Source organism: Billgrantia ethanolica, from assembly GCF_021404305.1.
In the GTDB taxonomy this organism is placed as follows: Bacteria; Pseudomonadota; Gammaproteobacteria; order Pseudomonadales; family Halomonadaceae; genus Halomonas; species Halomonas ethanolica.
Genome location: NZ_JABFTX010000001.1, coordinates 496,066 through 516,382 on the forward strand (window position 1 = coordinate 496,066; position 20,317 = coordinate 516,382).

The following is a 20,317-nucleotide window of genomic DNA, read 5'->3' on the forward strand; positions in this document are numbered from 1 at the left end:
TCTGCTGTCTGCTTACTTCGCCGCCAGCGCCACGCCCACCTTGGAGCGGTTCGGCCGGCCGATGGTTTGGGTGATCCAGGTGCCGGTTTCGGCGAGCTTGTTGAGGTCGATGCCGGTTTCGATACCCAGGCCGTTGAGCAGGTAGACGACGTCTTCACTGGCCACGTTGCCGGAGGCACCTTTGGCGTAGGGGCAGCCGCCGAGGCCGGCGACAGAGCTGTCCACCACGCTGATGCCTTCTTCCAGCACGGCGTAGAGGTTGGCCAGCGCCTGGCCGTAGGTGTCGTGGAAGTGGGCGGCGAGCTTGTCCATGGGGATGTCGCGGCTCACGGCTTCGATCATGCGCTTGGCGGCGAGCGGGGTGCCGACGCCGATGGTGTCGCCGAGCGAGACTTCGTAGCAGCCCATATCGAACAGCGCCTTGCTCACCTCGGCCACCTTGGCCGGGGCGATCTCGCCTTCGTAGGGGCAGCCGAGCACGCAGGAGACGTAGCCGCGCACGCGCACGTTGGCCTCTCTGGCTCGCTCCAGCACGGGGGCGAAGCGCTCCAGCGATTCGGCGACGGAGCAGTTGATGTTCTTCTGCGAGAAGGCTTCACTGGCCGCGCCGAATACCGCCACTTCTTCCACGCCGCACTCCAGCGCCGCTTCCAGCCCCTTGAGGTTGGGGGTGAGGGCGGCGTAGGTCACGCCTTGGCGACGCGTGAGACCGGTCATCACTTCACGATGGTCGGCCATCTGCGGCACCCACTTGGGCGAGACGAAGCTGGCCGCTTCGATGTAGCCGATGCCGGCAGCGCCCAGGCGGTCGATCAGTTCTAGCTTGGTGGCCGTGTCGATCGGGTTGGGCTCGTTCTGCAGCCCATCGCGGGGGCCGACCTCGACCAGGCGCACGCGCTTGGGGAATGCCATTTGTAAACTCCTTCCTGTTCACGGCCATGGTCATGATTCGCGGCTGATCCGTCGACAGGGCTATGCGGAGGCGCTGTAAATCCTTCCCTGGACGCTACATTTGCCATCCATGGCAAATGACCTCCGCTTCGCCCTGTCCCCGGCGCCGCTTAGCTTGGCTCTCTCACTTCGTTTCCAGTTTACTCGGCGGGAGCAAACTCGAGCAGCACGTCTCCCTGGCCCACCGTATCGCCGGCGTTGAAGTGGAAGCTCTCCACGTGGCCGTCGGCGGGGGCGGTCATGGTGTGTTCCATCTTCATGGCTTCCATGACCATCAGCGGCATGCCTTTCTCCACCTTCTGACCGGCTTCCACCAGCAGCGCGACCACGGTGCCGTGCATCGGCGCGGTGAGGGTCGATTCGGCTTCGTGGTGGCCGTGGTCGATGGCGTCGATGCGGCGCCAGAACAGGCGGGTTTCGCCGCGCGGGTCGACCATCACGACGACGTTACCGTCGCGACGCGCCTGCAGGCGGCGGCGGTGCCCGTTGAGGGTGACGGCCACGGCGTCGCCTTCCAGATGCTGCAGGCGGGCGGTGAGGGTCTCGCCGCCGATGGTCAGGTCCCACGGGTCCGCACCGCTGGCACGGGTGCCTTCCACCACGACCACGCCTTCGGCGTCATGCACCTGAGCTATGGACGGGTCGCACAGCGAGATGCGGATGGTGTGCGGGGCGTTGAGGCGGAAGCCGTCGTGGCGGTCCCACGGCGAGTCGCTCTCGCACTCACGGGCGAGCTGGTTGAGGCCGATCAGCGCGGCGCCGGCGTACTCTTCGATGTTGTACTGCTTGGGAGCAAAGAGGGTGGCCTCGTTCTTCTCGATGAAGCGGGTATCCAGCTCCGCGTTGCGGAACGCGAGATGGGTGGCCAGCCGCTGCAGGAAGGCGCGGTTGGTTACCACGCCCTGCACGTCGAGTGCCGCCAGCGCGCGGTTGAGGGTGGAGAGGGCCTGGTCGCGGTCGTCGCCGTGGACGATCAGCTTGGCGAGCATGGGGTCGTAGTGCATGGAGACCACGTCGCCGGTTTCCACGCCGCTATCTAGGCGCACCTGGCGCGGGTCGAGTCCGGCGCCGTTCAGGTCCATGGCGAAGCGTTCGAGCCTGCCGGTGGCGGGCAGGAAGTCCTGCTCCGGGTCTTCGGCGTAGAGGCGCGCCTCGAAGCTGTGACCGGTGATGGTCAGCTCCTCCTGCTGGAGCGGAAGAGTTTCGCCCATGGCCACGCGCAGCTGCCACTCGACCAGGTCCTGGCCGGTGATCATCTCGGTGACGGGGTGCTCCACCTGCAGGCGGGTATTCATCTCCATGAAGTAGAAGGAGCCGTCTTTGTCGAGCAGGAACTCGACGGTGCCGGCGCCGACGTAGCCGATCTCCTTGGCGGCGCGTACGGCGGCTTCGCCCATCTCGCGGCGCAGTTCGGCGGTCATGCCGGGGGCGGGGGCTTCTTCGAGTACCTTCTGGTGGCGGCGCTGCACGGAGCAGTCGCGCTCGAACAGGTAGACGCCGTTGCCGTGGCTGTCGCAGAACACCTGAACCTCGACGTGACGCGGCTGGGTCAGGTACTTCTCGATCAGCATGCGGGTGTCGCCGAAGGCAGCCTGGGATTCGCGACGGCAGCCGTCCAGCGCAGCCTGGAACTGCTCGGGGGCTTCGACCACTCGCATGCCCTTGCCGCCGCCGCCAGCGCTGGCCTTGAGCAGCACCGGGTAGCCGATCTTGTCGGCTTCGGACTTGAGCAGGGCGTCGTCCTGGTCGTCGCCGTGGTAGCCCGGCACCAGCGGCACGCCGGCGTTGGCCATGCGCGCCTTGGCCGCGGACTTGTCGCCCATGGCGGCAATCGCCGAGGCGGGCGGGCCGACGAAGGTGATGCCGGCGGCGTCCAGCGCTTGAACGAAGGCGCCGTTCTCGGAGAGGAAGCCGTAGCCGGGGTGAATGGCGCCGGCGCCGGTGCGCTTGGCGGCCTCGACTACCGCTTCCACCTTGAGGTAGCTCTCGCGGGCGGCGGCAGGGCCCAGACGCACGGCCTCGTCGGCCTCGCGCACGTGGCGGGCGTTGGCGTCGGCATCAGAGTACACGGCCACGGTGCGCAGGCCCATGGCGCGGGCGGTGCGCATCACGCGGCAGGCGATCTCGCCACGGTTGGCGACCAGCAGGGTGTCGAAGGGCGTGGTGCGGGAATCGGTCTGGCTCATGAGCGGCGCTCCGAGGAATTCGTGTTGTCGTCGGCCCAGGCGGGGCGTCGCTTCTCGAAGAAGCTGGTCAGGCCTTCCTGACCTTCGGCGCTCACGCGCAGCTCGCTGATCACGCGGCAGGTGTGCTCACGGGTGGCCTTGCTGTCGGAGTCACGGGCCACTTCGGCCATTAGCGCCTTGGTGGCGCGCTGGGCCTGGGGCGAGCCGGCCAGCAGGGTGGAGATCATCGCTTCGACCGCCTCGTCGATGTGGTCGTGGCCGACGATCTGGTGGGCCAGGCCCAGCTCCAGCGCTTTGTCGGCGTCGATCACCTCGGCGGTGAGCGCGTAGCGGCGCATCTGGCGCGAGCCCAGGGCGCGCTGCACGTAGGGGCTGATTACCGCCGGGGAGAGGCCGATCTTGACCTCGGAGAGGCAGAACTTGGCCTTCTCTGATGCGATCACGATATCGCAGCAGGCGGCCAGGCCCACGGCACCGCCGAAGGCGGCACCCTGCACGCGGCACACGGTAGGACAGGGCAGGGTGTCCAGCCCGTGCATCAGCTGCGAGAGCTTGCGCGAATCGGCCAGGTTGCCCTCGAAGTCGTACTCCACCATGCGTTTCATCCAGCCGAGATCGGCCCCGGCGGAAAAGCTCTTGCCTTCGGAGCCCAGCACCACCACGCGTACCTCGCCGTGGCGGGCGGCGTCGTGGAGCTTGGCGAGGTGCTCGTTGAGCTCGGCGATCAGGCTGTCGTCGAAGGCGTTGTGCACGTCGGGGCGGTTCAGCGTCAGCCGGGCGACGCCGCGCTCGTCGATGCTTAGCTGAGAAAAGCTATCTGTATCAGTCATTTTTCGTGGCTCCCAAATCTCGTAAAGTATTCGAGCGAAGGCCAGACAAGGCAAAAAACGGCGAAAGAGCGGAGTTTAGGAGCCCTAAATGAGCATCTTGAGCCGTTTTTTAACGCAGTATGGGCGAGCGCAGACACTTTACGACTCACATCCGGAATACGCCGAACCGGGTGTCCTGAACCTCCGCGTTCATCGCCGCGGCGAGCGAGAGTCCCAGCACGTCGCGGGTCTGGGCCGGGTCGATCACGCCGTCGTCCCACAGGCGGGCGCTGGCGTAGTAGGGGTGGCCCTGGCGCTCGTACTGTTCGCGGGTGGGCTGCTTGAAGGCCTCTTCCTCTTCCGCGCTCCACTCGCGGCCTTCACGCTCGTACTGCTCGCGCTTGACCTGGGCCAGCACGCCGGCGGCTTGTTCGCCACCCATCACCGAGATACGCGCGTTGGGCCACATGAACAGCAGGTTGGGGTCGTAGGCGCGGCCGCACATGCCGTAGTTGCCGGCGCCGAAGCTGCCGCCGATCAGTACGGTGAACTTGGGTACCTTGGCGCAGGCCACGGCGGTGACGAGCTTGGCGCCGTGCTTGGCGATACCTTCGTGCTCGTACTTGGAGCCGACCATGAAGCCGGTGATGTTCTGCAGGAACACCAGCGGGATCTTGCGCTGGGCGCACAGCTCGATGAAGTGGGCACCTTTCACGGCGGATTCGGAGAACAGCACGCCATTGTTGGCGACGATGCCCACCGGGTAGCCGTGAATATGGGCGAAGCCGGTGACCAGGGTGTCGCCGTAGTAGCGCTTGAACTCGTCGAAGTCGGAGTCGTCGACGATGCGGCCGATCACCTCGCGCACGTCGAACGGCTTCTTGAGGTCGGTGCCGACGATGCCGTAGATCTCGCTGGGGTCCAGCCGCGGGGGCTTGGGCGCCTGCATCTTGAGCTGGCCGCGCTTCTGCCAGTTCAGCCGCGACACGCAGGCGCGGGCGAGCTGCAGGGCGTGGGCGTCGTTCTCGGCGTAGTGGTCGGCCACGCCGCTCTTCTTGGCGTGCACGTCGGCGCCGCCCAGGTCCTCGGCGCTGATGGTCTCGCCGGTGGCGGCCTTCACCAGCGGCGGGCCGCCGAGGAAGATGGTGCCCTGCTGCTTGACGATGATCGACTCGTCGGCCATGGCCGGTACGTAGGCGCCGCCGGCGGTGCAGGAGCCCATCACCACGGCGATCTGCGGGATGCCTTCGGCGGAGAGGGTGGCCTGGTTGTAGAAGATACGCCCGAAATGGTCGCGGTCGGGGAACACCTCGTCCTGGCGGGGCAGGAAGGCGCCGCCGGAGTCGACCAGGTAGATGCAGGGCAGGCGGTGCTTGCGGGCGATCTCCTGGGCGCGGATGTGCTTCTTCACCGTCAGCGGGTAGTAGGTGCCGCCCTTGACGGTGGCGTCGTTGGCGACGATGACGCACTCGACGCCCGAGACGCGGCCGATGCCGGTGACCACGCCGGCGGCGGGCACGTCGCTCTCGTAGACCTCATGGGCGGCCAGCGCCGAGAACTCGAGGAAAGGTGAGCCCTCGTCGATCAGGTGGTCGATGCGGTCGCGCACGAACAGCTTGCCGCGGCTCTCGTGGCGGGCGCGGGCTTTCTCGCCGCCGCCCTGGCTGATCGCCGCGGTCAGCTCGCGCAGCTTCATCACCTCGTGGCGCATGGCCTTGTCGTTGGCCTGGAAGCCGTCGCTGCGCGGATTGACCTGGGTATTCAGAATCGCCATCGGGGCTCCCCTTACTTGGATTCGTTGAACAACTCACGGCCGATCAGCATGCGGCGAATCTCGCTGGTGCCGGCGCCGATTTCGTAGAGCTTGGCGTCGCGCAGCAGGCGCCCGGTGGGGTACTCGTTGATGTAGCCGTTGCCGCCGAGCAGCTGGATGGCGTCCAGCGCCACCTGGGTGGCCTTTTCCGCGCAGTAGAGGATCACGCCGGCGGCGTCCTTGCGGGAAGTCTGGCCGCGATCGCAGGCCGCCGCCACCGCGTAGAGGTAGGCGCGGCAGGCATTCAGCGTGGTGTACATGTCGGCGATCTTGCCCTGTACCAGCTGGAACTCGCCGATGGACTGGTTGAACTGCTTGCGCTCGTGAACGTAGGGCACGACGACGTCCATGGCCGCCTGCATGATGCCGATGGGGCCGGCTGCGAGCACGGTGCGCTCGTAGTCCAGGCCGCTCATCAGTACGCGCACGCCCTTGCCCTCATCGCCCAGCACGTTCTCGGCCGGCACCTCGCAGTCCTGGAACACCAGCTCGCAGGTGTTGGAGCCGCGCATGCCCAGCTTGTCGAGCTTCTGTGCGGTGGAGAAGCCGGGCATGCCTTTCTCGATGATGAAGGCGGTGATGCCCTTGGAGCCGGCGTCCGGGTCGGTCTTGGCGTAGACCACCAGCACGTCGGCATCGGGGCCGTTGGTGATCCACATCTTGTTGCCGTTGAGGATGTACTTGTCACCCTCCTGGCGGGCGCGCAGCTTCATGGAGACCACGTCGGAACCGGCGCCCGGCTCGGACATGGCCAGCGCGCCGATGTGCTCGCCGCTGATCAGCTTGGGCAGGTACTTGGCCTTCTGCTCGGCATTGGCGTTGATCTTGAGCTGGTTCACGCACAGGTTGGAATGCGCGCCGTAGGAGAGACCCACCGAGGCGCTGGCCCGGGAGATCTCTTCCATGGCGATGCAGTGCGCCAGGTAGCCCATGCCGGTGCCGCCGTCCTCTTCCGGCACGGTGATGCCGAGCAGGCCCATGTCGCCGAACTTCTGCCACAGGTCATTGGGGAACTCGTTCTTCTCGTCGATCTCGGCGGCGCGCGGGGCGATCTCGTCGCGGGCGAAGGCGTTCACCTGATCGCGCAGCATGTTGAGTTCGTCGTCGAGGCCGAAGTCGAGGGGCTTGTAGGCGGTCAGCATGGCGGAACTCCCTGATGGTTGTGTCGTCGCTGGTGTTTCTGTCGCTAGCGCAGCTGTGCGTCAGGTGCGAAGCTGTCAGGTTGCACGAACCGCGCAGGCGCAGCTCGCATGGCTATTCACGAATGTTACTAGACTAGGCGAGGTTTACGTTAACGTAAAGTGCAGCCTTGGGGCGTTCTACGAATGTCGAAGAGGCAGGGACAAGGAAAGAAGAGGGTAGAGAGAAAAAAGCGAACGCCACCGGGGTTGCCGGTGGCGTAGAGAGTGAGGGACGACTCAGTTACCCAGCCACATGGCCAACTGATAGTAGATGGGGATACCCACGATCACGTTGAGCGGGAAGGTGAAACCGAGCGCTGCGAGCATGGCCAGGCCGATGTTGGCCTGAGGTATTGCCGTTCGCATGGCCGCCGGGGCGGCAATGTACGAGGCGCTGGCGGCCAGTGCCGTGAGAATCATCAGCGAGCCCATGGGCAGGCCCAGCATCAGGCCGACAGCAAGGCCGGCCATGGCCAGGAAGAACGGGGCCACCAGGGCGAAGGTGAGCAGGCGCCAGTGGTACCAGGGAATGGGTCGCAGGGTTTCCGCCGCGGTGAGGCCCATCTGCAGCAGGAACAGGGCGAGCACGGCATGGAAGGCGCCCATGAACAGTTCGGTCACGGCCGCACCTTCGCGCGGGCCGTACATGGCGCCGATCACCGCGCCGCCTGCCAGCAGGATGACGCCACGGTTGGTCAGGGTCTCGTGCCAGATGCCCTGGAACGCCTCGCTGGCTTCCTTGCCGGCATGGCGCCGGTAAAGTGCAATGGCCACCATGATCGCCGGCAGCTCCATCATCACCAGGTAGAGGGTGACCTCGGCGCCGATGGGCAGGGCGCGGCTTTCGGCAAAGGCCAGTGCCACGGCGAAGGTACCGGCACTTACCGAACCGTAGTGGGCGGCGATACTGGCGCTGTCGGCGGGAGAGAGACGTGCGAAGCGGCGCAGGATGGGCATCAGCGCCAGCGGAATCAGCGCGCCGAGGGCGGCGACGGAGAGCAGTTCGGGGATCAGCGACCAGCGCAGGTTACCGTACAGTGCCATGCCGCCCTTGAGGCCGATGGTCAGCATCAGCAGCAGGCTCAGCGTGTCATAGGCGGCCTTGGGGATGTTGAGGTCCGACTTGACCACCCCGGCGAGCAGGCCGAGCAGGAAGAACATGACGACAATGTCAGGCATATCTCTCTCTTCTTCTGTAACCGCAAATGGCAGAGTAGTCGCGGATTGTGCGCAGCGCCTGATATTGATTCCAATAGAATCTCGATGAGATTACTATAGGTGATTATCTATATGACGCGCTGCGGGGTCGCGCCATGAACGTTCGTCACCTTACTTTCCGCCTGCTTCAGGTCTATGTCGTGGTGGTACGAAGCGGCTCGGTCAGCGAGGCGGCGCGCCAGCTCCACCTGACCCAGCCTACCGTCTCGCAGCAGCTCAAGCGCTTGAGCGAAGCGGTGGGTGAGCCGCTGCTGCATATGCGTCGCGGGCGCTTGCTGCCCACCGAGGCAGGGCGGGAGCTCTACCGTGCCAGTCGTGAGGTACTGGGCCGCTTCGACGATTACCGGGACTACCTCGAGGCATTGCGAGGCGGTGAACGGGGGCGCTTCAGCATCGCCCTGGTCAACACCGCCCAGTACGTGCTGCCACGTTTGCTCGGTCCCTACAGCCAGGCATTTCCCGACGTCGACGTGACGCTGCACATCGGCAACCGCCGCCAGATGCTCACGCGCTTCGAGCGTCAGGACGACGACCTTTATGTGTTCAGCCATCCGCCCTCCCTGGTGCATGCCCTGGCCGGCCGCTTTTTGCGCAACCCGCTGGTGGTAGTGGCCCCTCAGGGGCACCCCCTGGCCAAGCGTGAGGCAATCGCCATGAACGAGCTGCTGGGGGAGCGCTTCCTGCTGCGCGAGCCTGGCTCGGCCACGCGCATGATGTTCGAGAGCTGGTTGCAGGAGCACGGCCTGTCGCTGGGGCCGACCCTGCAGATGGCCAGTAACGAGGCGATTCGCGTGGGCGTGGCCGCCGGCATGGGTCTGGCCGTGCTCTCCGAGCACGTGCTGCCGCCAGAGCACCCGGATATCGCCATCCTGCCGGTCACCGATTTCCCCATCGAGAGCCACTGGCAGTTCATCGTACGCCGCGACCGCCGCTTGCCTCACGCCGCCCAAGGCTTTCTGCGCTTCGCCTCGGGACATCTCGGCGAGTGCGTGCAACCGCGTTTCCTTGCCAATGAGCTGGCAAGGCTACTGGCGGATCTCGATCAGTAGTGTGTGATAAGAGGATTAGACATTGGTCGAGTATGGTTGCCATGCAAGGTTGGTGACAGGTTGGCCCTCTAGAGTGGGCACTGCCGGGGCGAGGCTCCGCAATAAACCAACAATGAGGGTGTACACGCCATGTTCGAAGGAATTTCACAGACCGGTCGGAAGATGCTCATGACCGGCACTCTGGCAGCCGTGCTGGCTTCACTCACGATGACAGCGCCCGTCGCGGCGGACGATTACCCTGATCGCCCCGTCGATATGGTGGTGGGCTTCGGTACCGGCGGCAGCGCCGACCGCATGGCGCGCGCCATGTCCAACTTCCTGTCCGAAGAACTCGAGACGCCCGTGCGCGTGACCAACCGCCCGGGAGCAGGCACCCAGGTTTCCGCCAACTACATTCTGTCGCGGCCGGACGACGGCTACACCGTTTACGCTTCCACCTTTGCGCCGTACCTGACCAACACCATCCTGACCGGTGGGGCGTCCTACGCCATCGACGACTTCTCGTTCGTCAACTTCCAGTGGTTCGATCTCGACCTGATAGCCGCCAACAAGGACAGCGGCTTCGAGGACCTGCCTTCGCTGCTGGAGGAAATCCGCGACAACCCCGGCCAGGTGCGTGGCTCGGTAGTGCAGGGCTCGGCGGGCCACTTGATGGTTCGGCTGCTGCTCGATGAGGCTGGCATTCCCCAGGACAACCTAAATCTGGTGACCTACAACAGCGGCGGCGAGGCGCGTTCCGCGGTGGCCGGTGGCCAGGTGCACTTCACCTCGATCAGCGCCGAGGGCAGCGAGGGCATCCGTGAGTTCCTCACGCCGCTGGCCGTCGTCAACGACGAGCGCATCGACCAGTGGGACGCTCCGCCCATCAACGAGGCGCTCGAGCCGATGGGTCTCGAAGTACCGGTGCTCCAGGGCTCGATGCGCGGCTTCGCCGTCAGCAGCGAAATGGAGCGCCAGTATCCCGAGCGCTTCGAGGCGCTCTCCGAGGCGATCCAGAACACCCTGGCGCGCAAGGATGTCCAGGATCATCTCTCCGCCAACGACATCGGTGGCGTCTGGATCGGCCCCGAGCGCGCCAACGAGCTGATGCAGGCCAACTACGAAGTGTTCGAGAAGTACGCTCACCTGCTGAAGTGATCCCTGCCGCATGACGCGGCCCCGGCCAGCCATGGTCGGGGCTGCCTGGAGTCGTCTCATGACCACCCATAAACGCGACTATGGGGACCTGCTGGTCCTCATGGCTCTGGCCGGCTTTACCTTGTGGTACCTGATGGATGCCATTCGGGTCTCGTCGGCCATACAGAATCTCCTGCTGATCCTGCCCTTGTCTCTCGTGGTGCTGGCCATCGTGCTGCTGGAGGTGGCCATTCGCCTGAAGCAGGGCACCCTGCTCACCCGTCCGGATGACGGTGGGGAGCCGCTGCATCGCACGCTGCCGGTAGTGGGGCTGTTTGCCGCCTATGTCATCTCGCTGGAAACCCTGGGCTTCGATGTGGCCACGGTGCTGTTCGTTGCCCTGTTCCTGCTGCTCAAGGGCGAGCGCAACTGGCTACTGCTGGGCGGCTACAGTCTGGCCTTTGGCTTCGGCACGGCGTTCTTCTTCGCCGAGATGCTGCCTTATCCCATGCACATGCTGGTCCTGCCGGACTGAGGGAGCGACACCATGATCGATCTAGCTGCGGTTGAGCAGGCGCTCGCGCTGCTCTTCACCAATTTCAGCCCCTGGATGGTGGTCGTACCGGGCATCATCATCGGCCTGATCTTCGGGGCCACGCCGGGCCTGCAGATCTCCATGGCCATGGCGATCTTCCTGCCCATGACACTGTACATGGACTTCGTGCAGGCCATGCTCTTCCTCACGGCCATCTTCACCGGTGGCTCCTTCGGCAGTGGCATTCCGGCCATCCTGATGAACATTCCCGGGACCTCCTCGGCCATTGCCACTGCTTTCGACGGCTATCCCATGGCGCGCCAGGGCAAGCACAACCAGGCGCTGGGCGTGGCGCTGGCCTCATCCGTCATCGGCGTGCTGATGGGTTACCTGATCCTGTTCCTGATGATCCAGCCGCTCTCCTTCATGGTGCTGAAGCTGGGGCCGGCGGAGATGTTCGCCGTCATCCTGTGGGGCATGACGCTGATCGCCACCCTGCGGGGCGAGCATATGCTGAAGGGGCTGATGGCCGGTTTCGTCGGCATGCTGGTGGGCACCATCGGTTTCAACGAGCTGGGCATGGCCAGGGGCACCATGGGGCAGACCTTCCTGCTCGACGGGGTGCCGGTCATCCCCGCGATGATGGGCATGTTCGCGGCTTCGGAGCTGTTCAAGCTGGCCAACAAGGGCTACATCGTCGAATCGGAAGCATCGCGCAAGGTCAAGATCTCGGAAATCTTCCAGGGCTTCAAGATGGCCGTGACGTATCCCTGGGTACTGATCCGGGGTGGCTTCATCGGCGTGTTCGTCGGCGCCGTGCCGGGGGTGGGCTCATCGGTATCCAACCTGCTCTCCTATGTGGAGACCCAGCGCCGCGACAAGGACCCGAGTTCGTTCGGCAAGGGCAACCCCAAGGGCGTGGTGGCCTCCGAATCGGCCAACAGCACCTCCGAGGCGGGCTCCATGGCGACACTGCTGGCCCTGGGCATTCCCGGCGGGGGCGCCACGGCGGTGATGCTGGCGGCTTTCGCCATGCACAACATCACCGGTGGGCCGCAGTTCATCCGTCAGCAGACGGATGTGGTCTACGCCATCATCTTCGCCAACTTCGCCCAGGTGTTCCTGCTGATGGTGATCGGGCTGCTGTTCATCCCGCTGCTGGCCAACATCGTCAAGGTGCCGATGCGCTACCTGATTCCCTCGGTGCTTGTGCTGGCGGTGATGGGCTCCTTCGGCTTGACCGGCAACATGACCGGGCCCGCCACGGTGCTGATCTTTGCGGTGGTCGGCTGGCTGCTGCGCCATTACGGCTATTCGGTGCCTGCCGCCGTCATCGGCATGCTGCTGGGGGCCATGGCGGAAAAGTCGCTGCTGCACTCCTACCAGATCAGCGGCGGCAACCTGGCCTACGTGCTGGAACGGCCGGTAACGCTGATCATCCTGGCCTTGCTGCTCATCTCGCTGTTCGGTCAGCACCTGGTGAACTGGTTCCGGCGGCGCCGCCAGCCGCTCGGCGCCTGAGCGATGGGGCTGCGTACCGTTTCGACGTTGTCGATCGGGGCTCTGGGTGGCGCTGTCGCCACCCTGGTCTCGTTGCCCATGGCCTGGATGCTGGGGCCGCTGTTCGCGGTGCTGATCGCTTCATTGGCCGGCGTAAGAGCGGGTATCGACAAGCGGCTGCATCGCGGTTCCATCGCCATGCTGGGGCTGTTCATCGGTAACCGCATCGAGCTGGGCGAGCTGTCGCACCTGCTGGAGTGGTATCCCAGCGTGCTGGCCATGCTGGCATACATGGGCTTGATGCTGGCCGGCGGCGCCTGGCTGTTCTCCAGCAGCGGGATGAGTCGGCTGAGCGCCGTGTTCTGCTCCTTCCCGGGCAGCATGAATGCCACGGTGATCCTGGCCGAGCGTCTGGGCGTGGACATCCGCTGGATTGCCATCACCCACGCCATGCGTCTGGTCATCGTGGTGGCATCGGCGGCCTTTATGGCCAGTTACCTGGCCGGTGGCATTGCCTTGGGTGAGGGCAACGGCGTGAGCTGGGCGGGCGTCTCACTGCTGTTGCTGGCACCTGCTTCCTGGTGGCTGGGCCGGCTGCTGCGCTTTCCGCTGCCGGAGTTCCTGGGGCCCATGGCCGTAGGGGTGGTGCTGGCGAGCCTGGGCCATGGGGTGGCGCTACCCGATGTGCTGCTGGTGGCCACCTTTCTGGTGCTGGGTAGCTCGGTGGGCGCGCGCTTTGCCGGCACGCCTTGGCAGCGGGTCGTCCAGGTGGGGCGTTACGGGCTGCTGTTCGGGCTTTATGCCGTGTTGATGGCGGTGGCCACCGCCTGGCTGTTGGCGAGCTTCACGACGCACTCCTTCACGGCGGCGCTGCTGGCGCTGCTACCGGGCGGTGTCGGGGAGATGGCGGTGATCGCGGTGGCGCTGGACGTCGACCCGCTCTACGTGGTGTCGCACCATGTGCTGCGCCTGCTGCTGCTGATTCTGGCGACACCGGCGATCATTTCACTGGGCAGGTGGCTGGGGGAAGGTCACCGTCACCGTTAGCCCTTGCCCCGGTGGGCTGTCGAGTGCCAGCGTGGCGCCGTGGGCGCGGGCGATCTCGTCGACGATGGCCAGGCCAAGCCCACTGCCCGGCGTTTCTGGGCTGGCGCGGTAGAAGCGCTCGGTCAGTCTGGCAAGCTGCTCCGGGCTCACGCCGATCCCGTCATCGCTGACCCGCAGCTGCACCGCTCCCTCGTTGCGGGAAACCCGTACGTAGATGGTGCCGCGATAGGGCTGGGCGCCGCCGGCATGCTGGCTGGCGTTCTCGACCAGGTTCTGGGTCAGCCAGCGCAGCATCACGCTGTCTGCCATGACCAGGCAGCCGCTCTCCCGTTCGCAGAACTCGAGCTCCTGACCGCGCTGGTAGATCCGTGAAATCGAATCGGCGCATGCCACCCGGCTCAGCTCGGCGAGGTCGGCGATGGCCATGGCGGAAGTATCCACCAGCTCGTGGCGCGCCTTGGCCAGGGTGAGCAGCTGCTGCACCGTGTAGCCTGCGCTCTCGGCGATACGCCCGATCTCCTCCAGGCTGTTCCTGGCTCGCGGGTCGATGGACTGGCGGGAGGTGAGCTCCGCCAGGGCGCGAATCTCCGAAATGGGCGTGCGCAACTGGTGCGATACATCGGCATTGAACTGCTGGGTGTTGTGAATGCTCTGGCGCATTCGCATCATCAGGCCATTGATGCTGGCGACGAGCGTCGAGACTTCCCTGGGCACTTCGGCTTCGATCGGCTCGAGGTCGTTCTGCGAACGGCGGCGCAGCGAGCGGCTGATCGAGCGTAGCGGGGCCAGGCCGCGATGAATGGCGAGCAGGGCGATGGTGACGGCCAGCAGGCCGCCGATGGCGATCAGCACCGAGAGCGTGAGCAGAAACTCGTTGATCATGTTCTGCCTGGCTTCGGTCGACTCGGCCACGATCACTTCGATCTGGCCGCTGCGGGTGGAGCGCACCACGGGGAAGGTGGTAGCCACGGCACGCAGCGTATTGCCGGCGTAACGGGTGTCGTAGAACAGCGGCTCGTCGAGGTCGCCCGGCGGGTCTGCCAGACCGTCGAAGCCCGCCAGCATGTTGCCCTCGGCATCGCGTATCCGATAGAAGATCTTGCCATCGCCGCGGCTGCCCAGGGTGCTGATGCTGAAGTAATGCATGTTGATGCGCAGCTCGCCGTCCACCGAATAGATGCGTCGCTCCAGGCGCTCCGCGGCGTTGAGCAGCATGTCGTCGAAGGTCTCGGTGATCTGGTGGGAGAGCACGTAATAGCTAGTGGCGAGGGTCAGCAGGCCGACCAGAGTAAAGGGCAGGCCGATCCACAGCAGCAGGCGGGAGCGAATGGAAGTCATGTCAGTTGGACTTGGTGTCGAGCAGGTAGCCGAGGCCGCGTACGGTACGCAGTTGGATTCCATCGCCCAGTTTCTTGCGCAGGCGCGAGATGTAGGTCTCGATGGCGCTGGGGGAGACGACATCGTCCAGGTCCGATAGCCGGTCGATCAGCTGCGCCTTGCTCACCAGGCGCCCCTGATTGATCAGCAGATATTCGAGTACCTCGCGCTCACGCCGGTGTAGCGTGACCGGCTGGCCAGCGACCAGTACGGCCGGGCTGCCGGAAGGCAGCTCGATGTCACCGCACTGCAGGCTGTTCTCGCCGAACTGCTTCGCCCGGCGCACCAGCGCCTTCGCCCGTGCCACCACCTCCACCAGCGAGAAGGGTTTGGCCAGGTAGTCGTCGGCACCTTCCTCCAGGCCGAGCACGCGCTGGTCCAGGGCGTCCCGCGCCGAGATGATCAGCACGGGAGTATTGTCGTGCCGGCTGCGCAGGCGGCGCAGCAGATGGATGCCGTCCAGCTCGGGCAGGCCAAGGTCCAGCAGGATCAGATCGAAGGAGAGCGTCTGCAGCAGGTGCTCGGCGCTGCGACCGTCGCCGCAGGTCTCCACCTGGAAGCCCGCCTCGCCGAGGAAAGTGGCGATGGAGGTGGCCAGGTTCGGGTTGTCTTCGATGACCAGGGCTTTCACGTGGCATTCCGGGTTTAAGTCTGCGGAATGTGGATGATAAAGGATCCCGAGGCTCAGCGCTGTTCCGAGTGGGCGCGGTCGAGGGTAAGAAGCCCCAGCCGCTCACCCCGAGCGGCTGGGCCTTTGCGTTTGCAGTGTTCAAGCAAAACTGCCCTGGTGCGTTTTTACCTTGGCCAGCCAGGCGGCCAGGTGGGCGCTGAGTTCGGCGGCGTCGTCATCGGCGCCGTGGATAGCGCCCGACTTGCGCCTTCGCATGAAGGGCAGGCCCATGGCGTAGAGGCCGGGGGCCACCACGCCGCCTTCGTGGCGCAGGCGTCCACGGGTATCGAACACCGGTACCTGGAGCCAGCGGAAGTCGGGACGAAAGCCGGTGGCCCAGAGCACCGTCTTGATATCACCGGCAGCCAGGTCGAGGCCCAGGCAAGGCCGCGGCGGCACCCGGGTGGGTGCCGGGCGCTCCGGGGCGGGCAGGGTGCCGTGCCAGCCATGGGCGATGGCCCAGGCGTCCAGGTTATCGAGCAGCCGCGACAGCTTGAGATCCGCCGCGGTGCAGTGAACGGCCAGCGAGCCCGAGAACTGCAGCCGGGTGCCGGCAAGGCCGGCCAGACGCCCCACCAGGCGCACGCCACGCTCGCCCAGGGCGTTGAGGTCCAGATCCTCGGACGTGGCGTTGCCCGGCAGCTGCGGCGAAGGCTGGCGACGGGCGCGGGCGAGATCTTCCACCTCGTCGAAGCGCTGATCGAGCAGGCCGGCATGCTCCAGCCACCATTGAATGTCACGGCCGCGGTAGCGCCGCGGCAGGCGCAGGTGCTGCCCCACGGCCAGGGTCACGGGTCGACCGCTGCGCTGAAGCTCGTCGGCCAGCTGTACGCCGGTGGCCGAGGCGCCTACCACCAGCACGCCGCCTTCTGGCAGCTGACCCGGGTGACGGTAGGCATGTGGCGTCAGGCTCATGATCGATGGTGGCAGGGCTGCCGCCATGGCAGGCACGACAGGAAGCTGGCAGGCGCCGGTGGCGATGATCGCCGCGCGGCAGCGCCATTCGCTCCGGTTGGTGATGATCCGGTAGCCTCCCTCCACCTGGCGCAGTGCGAGCACTTCGGTCGCAGTATGCAGCGGGGCCGAAAGGCCCCGTGCATAGTCATCGAGAAAGGCGATCAGCTCCGGCATGCTCATGAAGCCTTCCGGCTCCGGCCCGGTGTAGGCGTGCCCGGGCAGGCGGCACTGCCAGTTGGGCGTGAGCAGACGTAGCGACTCCCAGCGCTCGTGGCGCCAGGCGTTAGCGACCTCGCCGCGTTCCAGAATCACGTGATCGATGCCGCGCCCGGCCAGGTGATGGCTCATGGCGAGCCCGGCGTGCCCGGCGCCGATGACAACGGCGGTGACGGTCTTCATTTCAGCTCGACCTTCACATGGGTGGGGTTGGTCAACAGGTCGTACACGGCCGAACGCTTCTGCGACTGGGCGACCAGCGCCTCGATATCCGCACGGCTGGCATCGGCGTCGATCTCGAACGTCACGCGGATATCGTCGAAGCCGTTGCGCACCTCGGGATCCATGCCGAGGATGCCCTGGATGTCCATGTCGCCCTCCACCATGGCCTTGACCGAGCGCAGCTGGATGCCGCGATGCTGGGCCACGGCAGCGACACCGGCGGTCAGGCAGGCAGCCAGTCCGACCAACACGTACTCCACCGGAGTGGGGCCCTGGTCCTCGGCGGCGAACACTTCAGGGTGGTCCGCCTGGTAGGTGAAGCGTGAGCGATGATGCTGGGTTTCGCCGAGGCCGTGGAAGTCCTCGACGACGATCTGGCTGTGAGTGCCGCGAATCCAGTCGCAGTGAGCGCGCCAGGTGAAGCGGGCGGCCGCCGGCGCCTGGGCCAGCGCTTCGCGGGCGCCCAGCAGGGCGGTGACGTTGACGCCGTTATCGATCGGTTGAGTAGTGGTGTGCATGGAGCTCTCCTCGCATTGTTTTCTCGTCGTGGGGTGACCGTCAGCGGTCAGGAACGAGATTCGGTGGGGCACGTGAGACCCAGCGTGGGAGAGGGCGTGGTTTTTCAGGGCTGCGCCGTGGTATCGGCCGGTGCGATACGTTGAAAGGCCCAGATGCGGCTGAGCGGCATACCGGCCTGATGCTGGGCCAGGCGTACCGATTCGGCATCGGGTGCTTGATAGAGGCAGTGCATGTGCCTCCGGTCGAGGGAGAAGTAGCTGAGCAGGAAACGCACGTGATGGTTGGACAGGCAGGCGGCCCCGGCATTTTCCAGCGCCTGGATCGCCTCGAAGGTGACGGGGGCGGCGAAGTGGCGCTCGACCAGGACATTGGCGGCCGCCAAATCCGCGACTTTCAGGCCTGGTGCAGCATGCACGGTACCGCCCCACAGTGAACTGACGTCGGCACCTGCCTGGCGTAGACCGATACGCGCCGATTCCACGTCGGGCGCCTGAAAATGACAGACCAGGCGTTGCCCATCTCGTGCCAGCAGGCTTTCCTGCCATTTGAGCCGATACAGATCGAAGCACGGCTGTCCTTCCAAGGTCAGCGCAAGCACCACCTTCGATCCGAGAGGCCGCGGGAGGCGGCGCTCCAGAAACACGTCGATCATGTCTCGTCCTCGGCGGCAGGTTGTGCCAACAGCGTGCGACAGCGGCGCCTGACCCAGGCGGCGATGGGCTCCTGTAGCAAGGCTTCGGCGGTGCGGGCATGCTCACGCCGATGGTCCTCGTCACCCAGGCGGCGGGCGCATTCGGCCAGCAGGGCGTGGGCCAGCAGCTGCTCGCTGCGACGTTCGAGCACACGGGCATGCTCCAGGGCCTCGCCGGCGCGCTGCCTGGCTGTTTCGGTTCGAGCGCGGGCCAGGTCGAGCCGTGCCGCCTGTAGCAGCAGCGTGGCCAGGCGATGGCGGGCATCGGCGTGGCGCAGAGTGACGAGTGCGACGCCGAAGGGAGCGGAGTCGTCCTCGAGAGCATACGTACACAGGGCCGCGGCGGCGTCTGCGTAAGGCGCCTCGCTGCCGTCGCGCAGGCGTTTGCCGAGTTCCTGCAGCTGAGCACAGCGCTCTTGGGCCTCTTGATAATCGTCTCGCTCCAGGTCGATCAGCAGCAGCGACTCCTGGGCCTGGAACTCGCCCAGTCGGTCGCCCATGGCCTTGCACAGGGTACGCGCCTCGCGAAAGTAGCCCGCTGCCTTGTCGAAGCGATCCTCATGCAGGCTGAGCAGGCCTTGGGCCAGGGGAATGGCGGGATAACCGATGTGCTGCCGAGTGGCCAGTTCGCGTGCCTGCTCGAGCAGTTCGGCCGCCTGGTCAAGGTCGCGCTCCAGCATGGCCAGGCAGCGCGCGGTTTCCGCCATGGCGATGACCTGCTCGCGGTCGTCGCCGCAGCGGGTTGCGCGCTCCGCCTGGAGAGCCTGCTCATGAGCGTCGCTCCACTGGCCGTGAGCCCAACGGATATGGCTGGCCAGCTGATAGCCGAGCCGGGCGTGGGCGAGGGCACCGTGTTCCAGCGCCTGCTCGGCAAGTGCCACCACTGCGCCGGCGCCGGCCTCCCAATCTGCCAGGGGGGCGGCACTGTAGAGAACGTCGTGCAGTTCGAGGGCGAGGCAGACACGCCGGGTGCCGGTCATGCCATCGGTCAGCGCCAGGCCCTGCTGGGCGAATCGCTGGGCTTCCTCGTTGGCGCAATTGCGCAGACAGAAGCGTCCGGCTTCGATCATGGCCCGGGCTGCCTGGTCGAGGTCTCCACTGGCCAGTGCGTGATGTACCAGGCAATTGGCCTGTTGCATGTCGTTGAGGGGGCTTGCGGCCAGCCATTCGGCGATGCGCCGATGCATGGTCTGGCGGCGTACCGGGGAAATGGCATCGTACAGCTCGTCGGCCATGGCGCTGTGCATGAAGCGCAGGCCTTGAGCGCCGATGGAGAGCCACTGGTGGCGCTCGGCCACTTCCAGGGCGATACCGAGACGATTGGTATCGAGCCCCGAGACCTGACTCAGAGTAGTGAAATCAGCGTCAGGCGCCAACAGCGCTGCCCAGCGCATCACTTCCAGGGTGTCGCCTGTCAGGTCCGGGTGGATGCCCACCGGCACCGTGGTGTTAGGGATCGCACTGGCGACGTTCTCTAGTAGGGGCGTCGGCGAGAACTTCGTCTCCCGCCAGGCACGCAGCAACTGACCGTTGAGCGGCAGCCCCGCCTCGCGGATGAGCCGCACGCCCAGTTGTAGTTGCTGTTCGGCCTCGCGCGGACGACGCAGTGCCAGCAGCAAACGCACCAGCTGCGCACGCGCCGTCTCATTGAAGGGAGCCAGGCGTACCCAGGCATGAGCATGAGGCAGGGCGTGCTGCGGAGAGTCGGCGAGACGTTCGACCAGGGTCGTCAGCAGGGTCGTCTGGGCGCGTATGGCAGCTTCGCGTTCGGCCAGGCACCAGCCGTGGAAGTCGTGAAAACGGTCCAGCTCCAGCCCCTCGAGAAAGGGACCACGGTAGCGGGTGGCAGTATGCTCGAGCGCTTCGATGTCGGCCTCTGCCAGGTCAGCGTTGCATAACGTATGCAGGCCGGCCACATCGATATCGATGTCGGAGGTATCCAGGCTCACGCCAAGCCGGTCGGCTCGCAGTCGTAGCCGACCCGGTGTATCCACCAGTCGGCGTAACTTCGACAGGCTCCAGCGCAGCGAGCCTCGGGGATCGTCGGGAAGCTCCCACAAGAGATCGCAAAGGTGCTCACGGCTAAGGGGGCGTGAATGACGGGCCAGGTACGCAAGCAGGGCACGGGTCTTGCGCGAGGGCGGCAGCGACAATACCTGCCCGTCCCGAATGACTTCGAGATCGCCAAGCAGGTTGAGGGTCAGCGTGTTCATGTCCGGACCCGGTGATGTCACGCTAGCAGTATAGTCGCCGATCGCGC

17 protein-coding genes are annotated in these 20,317 nt (G+C 65.8%); 5 read left to right on the forward strand and 12 right to left on the reverse strand.

Features of this window, described 5'->3' with window-relative positions; all coding sequences use genetic code 11:
* Nucleotides 1-12: 12 nt before the first annotated feature.
* The 6 genes from HOP53_RS02290 to HOP53_RS02315 form a co-directional block, all read right to left on the reverse strand.
* A complete protein-coding gene (locus HOP53_RS02290; protein WP_234268510.1) occupies nucleotides 13-912 on the reverse strand; it encodes a hydroxymethylglutaryl-CoA lyase in 900 nt (299 codons plus the stop codon).
* A gap of 179 nt (nucleotides 913-1,091) precedes the next feature.
* Nucleotides 1,092-3,137 carry an acetyl/propionyl/methylcrotonyl-CoA carboxylase subunit alpha gene (locus tag HOP53_RS02295; RefSeq protein WP_234268511.1) on the reverse strand — a complete coding sequence of 682 codons (2,046 nt, stop codon included), beginning with the start codon at nucleotides 3,135-3,137 and terminating at the stop codon, nucleotides 1,092-1,094.
* Nucleotides 3,134-3,967, reverse strand: a complete 834-nt coding sequence (locus HOP53_RS02300) for an enoyl-CoA hydratase-related protein (protein ID WP_234268512.1) — start codon at nucleotides 3,965-3,967, stop codon at nucleotides 3,134-3,136. The genes HOP53_RS02295 and HOP53_RS02300 overlap by 4 nt, the downstream gene beginning before the upstream one ends.
* A gap of 145 nt (nucleotides 3,968-4,112) precedes the next feature.
* Nucleotides 4,113-5,720, reverse strand: coding sequence for a carboxyl transferase domain-containing protein (locus HOP53_RS02305; RefSeq protein ID WP_234246970.1), 1,608 nt, complete (start codon nucleotides 5,718-5,720; stop codon nucleotides 4,113-4,115).
* 11 nt (nucleotides 5,721-5,731) lie between these two features.
* Nucleotides 5,732-6,901, reverse strand: a complete 1,170-nt coding sequence (locus HOP53_RS02310; RefSeq protein WP_234268513.1) for an isovaleryl-CoA dehydrogenase — start codon at nucleotides 6,899-6,901, stop codon at nucleotides 5,732-5,734.
* Nucleotides 6,902-7,177: 276 nt separating this feature from the next.
* A complete protein-coding gene (locus HOP53_RS02315; RefSeq protein ID WP_086510407.1) occupies nucleotides 7,178-8,119 on the reverse strand; it encodes a sodium-dependent bicarbonate transport family permease in 942 nt (313 codons plus the stop codon).
* 134 nt (nucleotides 8,120-8,253) lie between these two features.
* Here HOP53_RS02315 and HOP53_RS02320 point away from each other — a divergent pair, with 134 nt between their 5' ends.
* From HOP53_RS02320 to HOP53_RS02340, 5 genes are all read left to right on the forward strand, one after another.
* Nucleotides 8,254-9,207 carry a LysR family transcriptional regulator gene (locus HOP53_RS02320; protein WP_086510408.1) on the forward strand — a complete coding sequence of 318 codons (954 nt, stop codon included), beginning with the start codon at nucleotides 8,254-8,256 and terminating at the stop codon, nucleotides 9,205-9,207.
* A gap of 168 nt (nucleotides 9,208-9,375) precedes the next feature.
* Nucleotides 9,376-10,344, forward strand: coding sequence for a Bug family tripartite tricarboxylate transporter substrate binding protein (locus HOP53_RS02325; RefSeq protein WP_234268514.1), 969 nt, complete (start codon nucleotides 9,376-9,378; stop codon nucleotides 10,342-10,344).
* A gap of 58 nt (nucleotides 10,345-10,402) precedes the next feature.
* The gene (locus HOP53_RS02330) at nucleotides 10,403-10,858 is read left to right on the forward strand and encodes a tripartite tricarboxylate transporter TctB family protein (RefSeq protein WP_086510410.1); all 456 of its coding nucleotides are present in this window, start codon (nucleotides 10,403-10,405) and stop codon (nucleotides 10,856-10,858) included.
* Between the two features lie 12 nt (nucleotides 10,859-10,870).
* Nucleotides 10,871-12,379, forward strand: coding sequence for a tripartite tricarboxylate transporter permease (locus HOP53_RS02335; RefSeq protein ID WP_086510411.1), 1,509 nt, complete (start codon nucleotides 10,871-10,873; stop codon nucleotides 12,377-12,379).
* Between the two features lie 3 nt (nucleotides 12,380-12,382).
* Complete coding sequence (locus HOP53_RS02340; protein WP_234251069.1) at nucleotides 12,383-13,405, forward strand: AbrB family transcriptional regulator; 1,023 nt, start codon at nucleotides 12,383-12,385, stop codon at nucleotides 13,403-13,405.
* Here HOP53_RS02340 and HOP53_RS02345 read toward each other — a convergent pair.
* The 6 genes from HOP53_RS02345 to HOP53_RS02370 all read right to left on the reverse strand — a co-directional run bounded on the left by HOP53_RS02345 (nucleotide 13,364) and on the right by HOP53_RS02370 (nucleotide 20,270).
* Nucleotides 13,364-14,743 carry a sensor histidine kinase gene (locus tag HOP53_RS02345; protein ID WP_234268515.1) on the reverse strand — a complete coding sequence of 460 codons (1,380 nt, stop codon included), beginning with the start codon at nucleotides 14,741-14,743 and terminating at the stop codon, nucleotides 13,364-13,366. The genes HOP53_RS02340 and HOP53_RS02345 overlap by 42 nt on opposite strands.
* A 1-nt stretch (nucleotide 14,744) precedes the next feature.
* Nucleotides 14,745-15,413, reverse strand: coding sequence for a response regulator transcription factor (locus tag HOP53_RS02350; RefSeq protein ID WP_234268516.1), 669 nt, complete (start codon nucleotides 15,411-15,413; stop codon nucleotides 14,745-14,747).
* Nucleotides 15,414-15,551: 138 nt separating this feature from the next.
* Nucleotides 15,552-16,808 carry a flavin-containing monooxygenase gene (locus tag HOP53_RS02355; RefSeq protein ID WP_234268517.1) on the reverse strand — a complete coding sequence of 419 codons (1,257 nt, stop codon included), beginning with the start codon at nucleotides 16,806-16,808 and terminating at the stop codon, nucleotides 15,552-15,554.
* On the reverse strand, nucleotides 16,805-17,365 hold the full coding sequence (locus HOP53_RS02360) for an OsmC family protein (protein WP_234268518.1): 561 nt from the start codon (nucleotides 17,363-17,365) through the stop codon (nucleotides 16,805-16,807). The genes HOP53_RS02355 and HOP53_RS02360 overlap by 4 nt, the downstream gene beginning before the upstream one ends.
* Nucleotides 17,366-17,469: 104 nt before the next feature.
* Nucleotides 17,470-18,018 (reverse strand): DUF4242 domain-containing protein, encoded by a 549-nt coding sequence (locus tag HOP53_RS02365; RefSeq protein ID WP_234268519.1) that lies wholly within the window; start codon nucleotides 18,016-18,018, stop codon nucleotides 17,470-17,472.
* Nucleotides 18,015-20,270, reverse strand: coding sequence for an ATP-binding protein (locus HOP53_RS02370; protein WP_234268520.1), 2,256 nt, complete (start codon nucleotides 20,268-20,270; stop codon nucleotides 18,015-18,017). The genes HOP53_RS02365 and HOP53_RS02370 overlap by 4 nt, the downstream gene beginning before the upstream one ends.
* Between the last annotated feature and the right edge of the window lie 47 nt (nucleotides 20,271-20,317).

Coding starts and splice junctions, on each gene's coding strand:
- HOP53_RS02360 (WP_234268518.1), bottom strand. CDS start 17,365: ATGCACACCACTACTCAACCGATCGATAACGGCGTCAACGTCACCGCC.
- HOP53_RS02365 (WP_234268519.1), bottom strand. CDS start 18,018: ATGATCGACGTGTTTCTGGAGCGCCGCCTCCCGCGGCCTCTCGGATCG.
- HOP53_RS02300 (WP_234268512.1), bottom strand. CDS start 3,967: ATGACTGATACAGATAGCTTTTCTCAGCTAAGCATCGACGAGCGCGGC.
- HOP53_RS02295 (WP_234268511.1), bottom strand. CDS start 3,137: ATGAGCCAGACCGATTCCCGCACCACGCCCTTCGACACCCTGCTGGTC.
- HOP53_RS02320 (WP_086510408.1), top strand. CDS start 8,254: ATGAACGTTCGTCACCTTACTTTCCGCCTGCTTCAGGTCTATGTCGTG.
- HOP53_RS02345 (WP_234268515.1), bottom strand. CDS start 14,743: ATGACTTCCATTCGCTCCCGCCTGCTGCTGTGGATCGGCCTGCCCTTT.
- HOP53_RS02310 (WP_234268513.1), bottom strand. CDS start 6,901: ATGCTGACCGCCTACAAGCCCCTCGACTTCGGCCTCGACGACGAACTC.
- HOP53_RS02335 (WP_086510411.1), top strand. CDS start 10,871: ATGATCGATCTAGCTGCGGTTGAGCAGGCGCTCGCGCTGCTCTTCACC.
- HOP53_RS02355 (WP_234268517.1), bottom strand. CDS start 16,808: ATGAAGACCGTCACCGCCGTTGTCATCGGCGCCGGGCACGCCGGGCTC.
- HOP53_RS02340 (WP_234251069.1), top strand. CDS start 12,383: ATGGGGCTGCGTACCGTTTCGACGTTGTCGATCGGGGCTCTGGGTGGC.
- HOP53_RS02305 (WP_234246970.1), bottom strand. CDS start 5,720: ATGGCGATTCTGAATACCCAGGTCAATCCGCGCAGCGACGGCTTCCAG.
- HOP53_RS02325 (WP_234268514.1), top strand. CDS start 9,376: ATGACCGGCACTCTGGCAGCCGTGCTGGCTTCACTCACGATGACAGCG.
- HOP53_RS02330 (WP_086510410.1), top strand. CDS start 10,403: ATGACCACCCATAAACGCGACTATGGGGACCTGCTGGTCCTCATGGCT.
- HOP53_RS02370 (WP_234268520.1), bottom strand. CDS start 20,270: ATGAACACGCTGACCCTCAACCTGCTTGGCGATCTCGAAGTCATTCGG.
- HOP53_RS02290 (WP_234268510.1), bottom strand. CDS start 912: ATGGCATTCCCCAAGCGCGTGCGCCTGGTCGAGGTCGGCCCCCGCGAT.
- HOP53_RS02315 (WP_086510407.1), bottom strand. CDS start 8,119: ATGCCTGACATTGTCGTCATGTTCTTCCTGCTCGGCCTGCTCGCCGGG.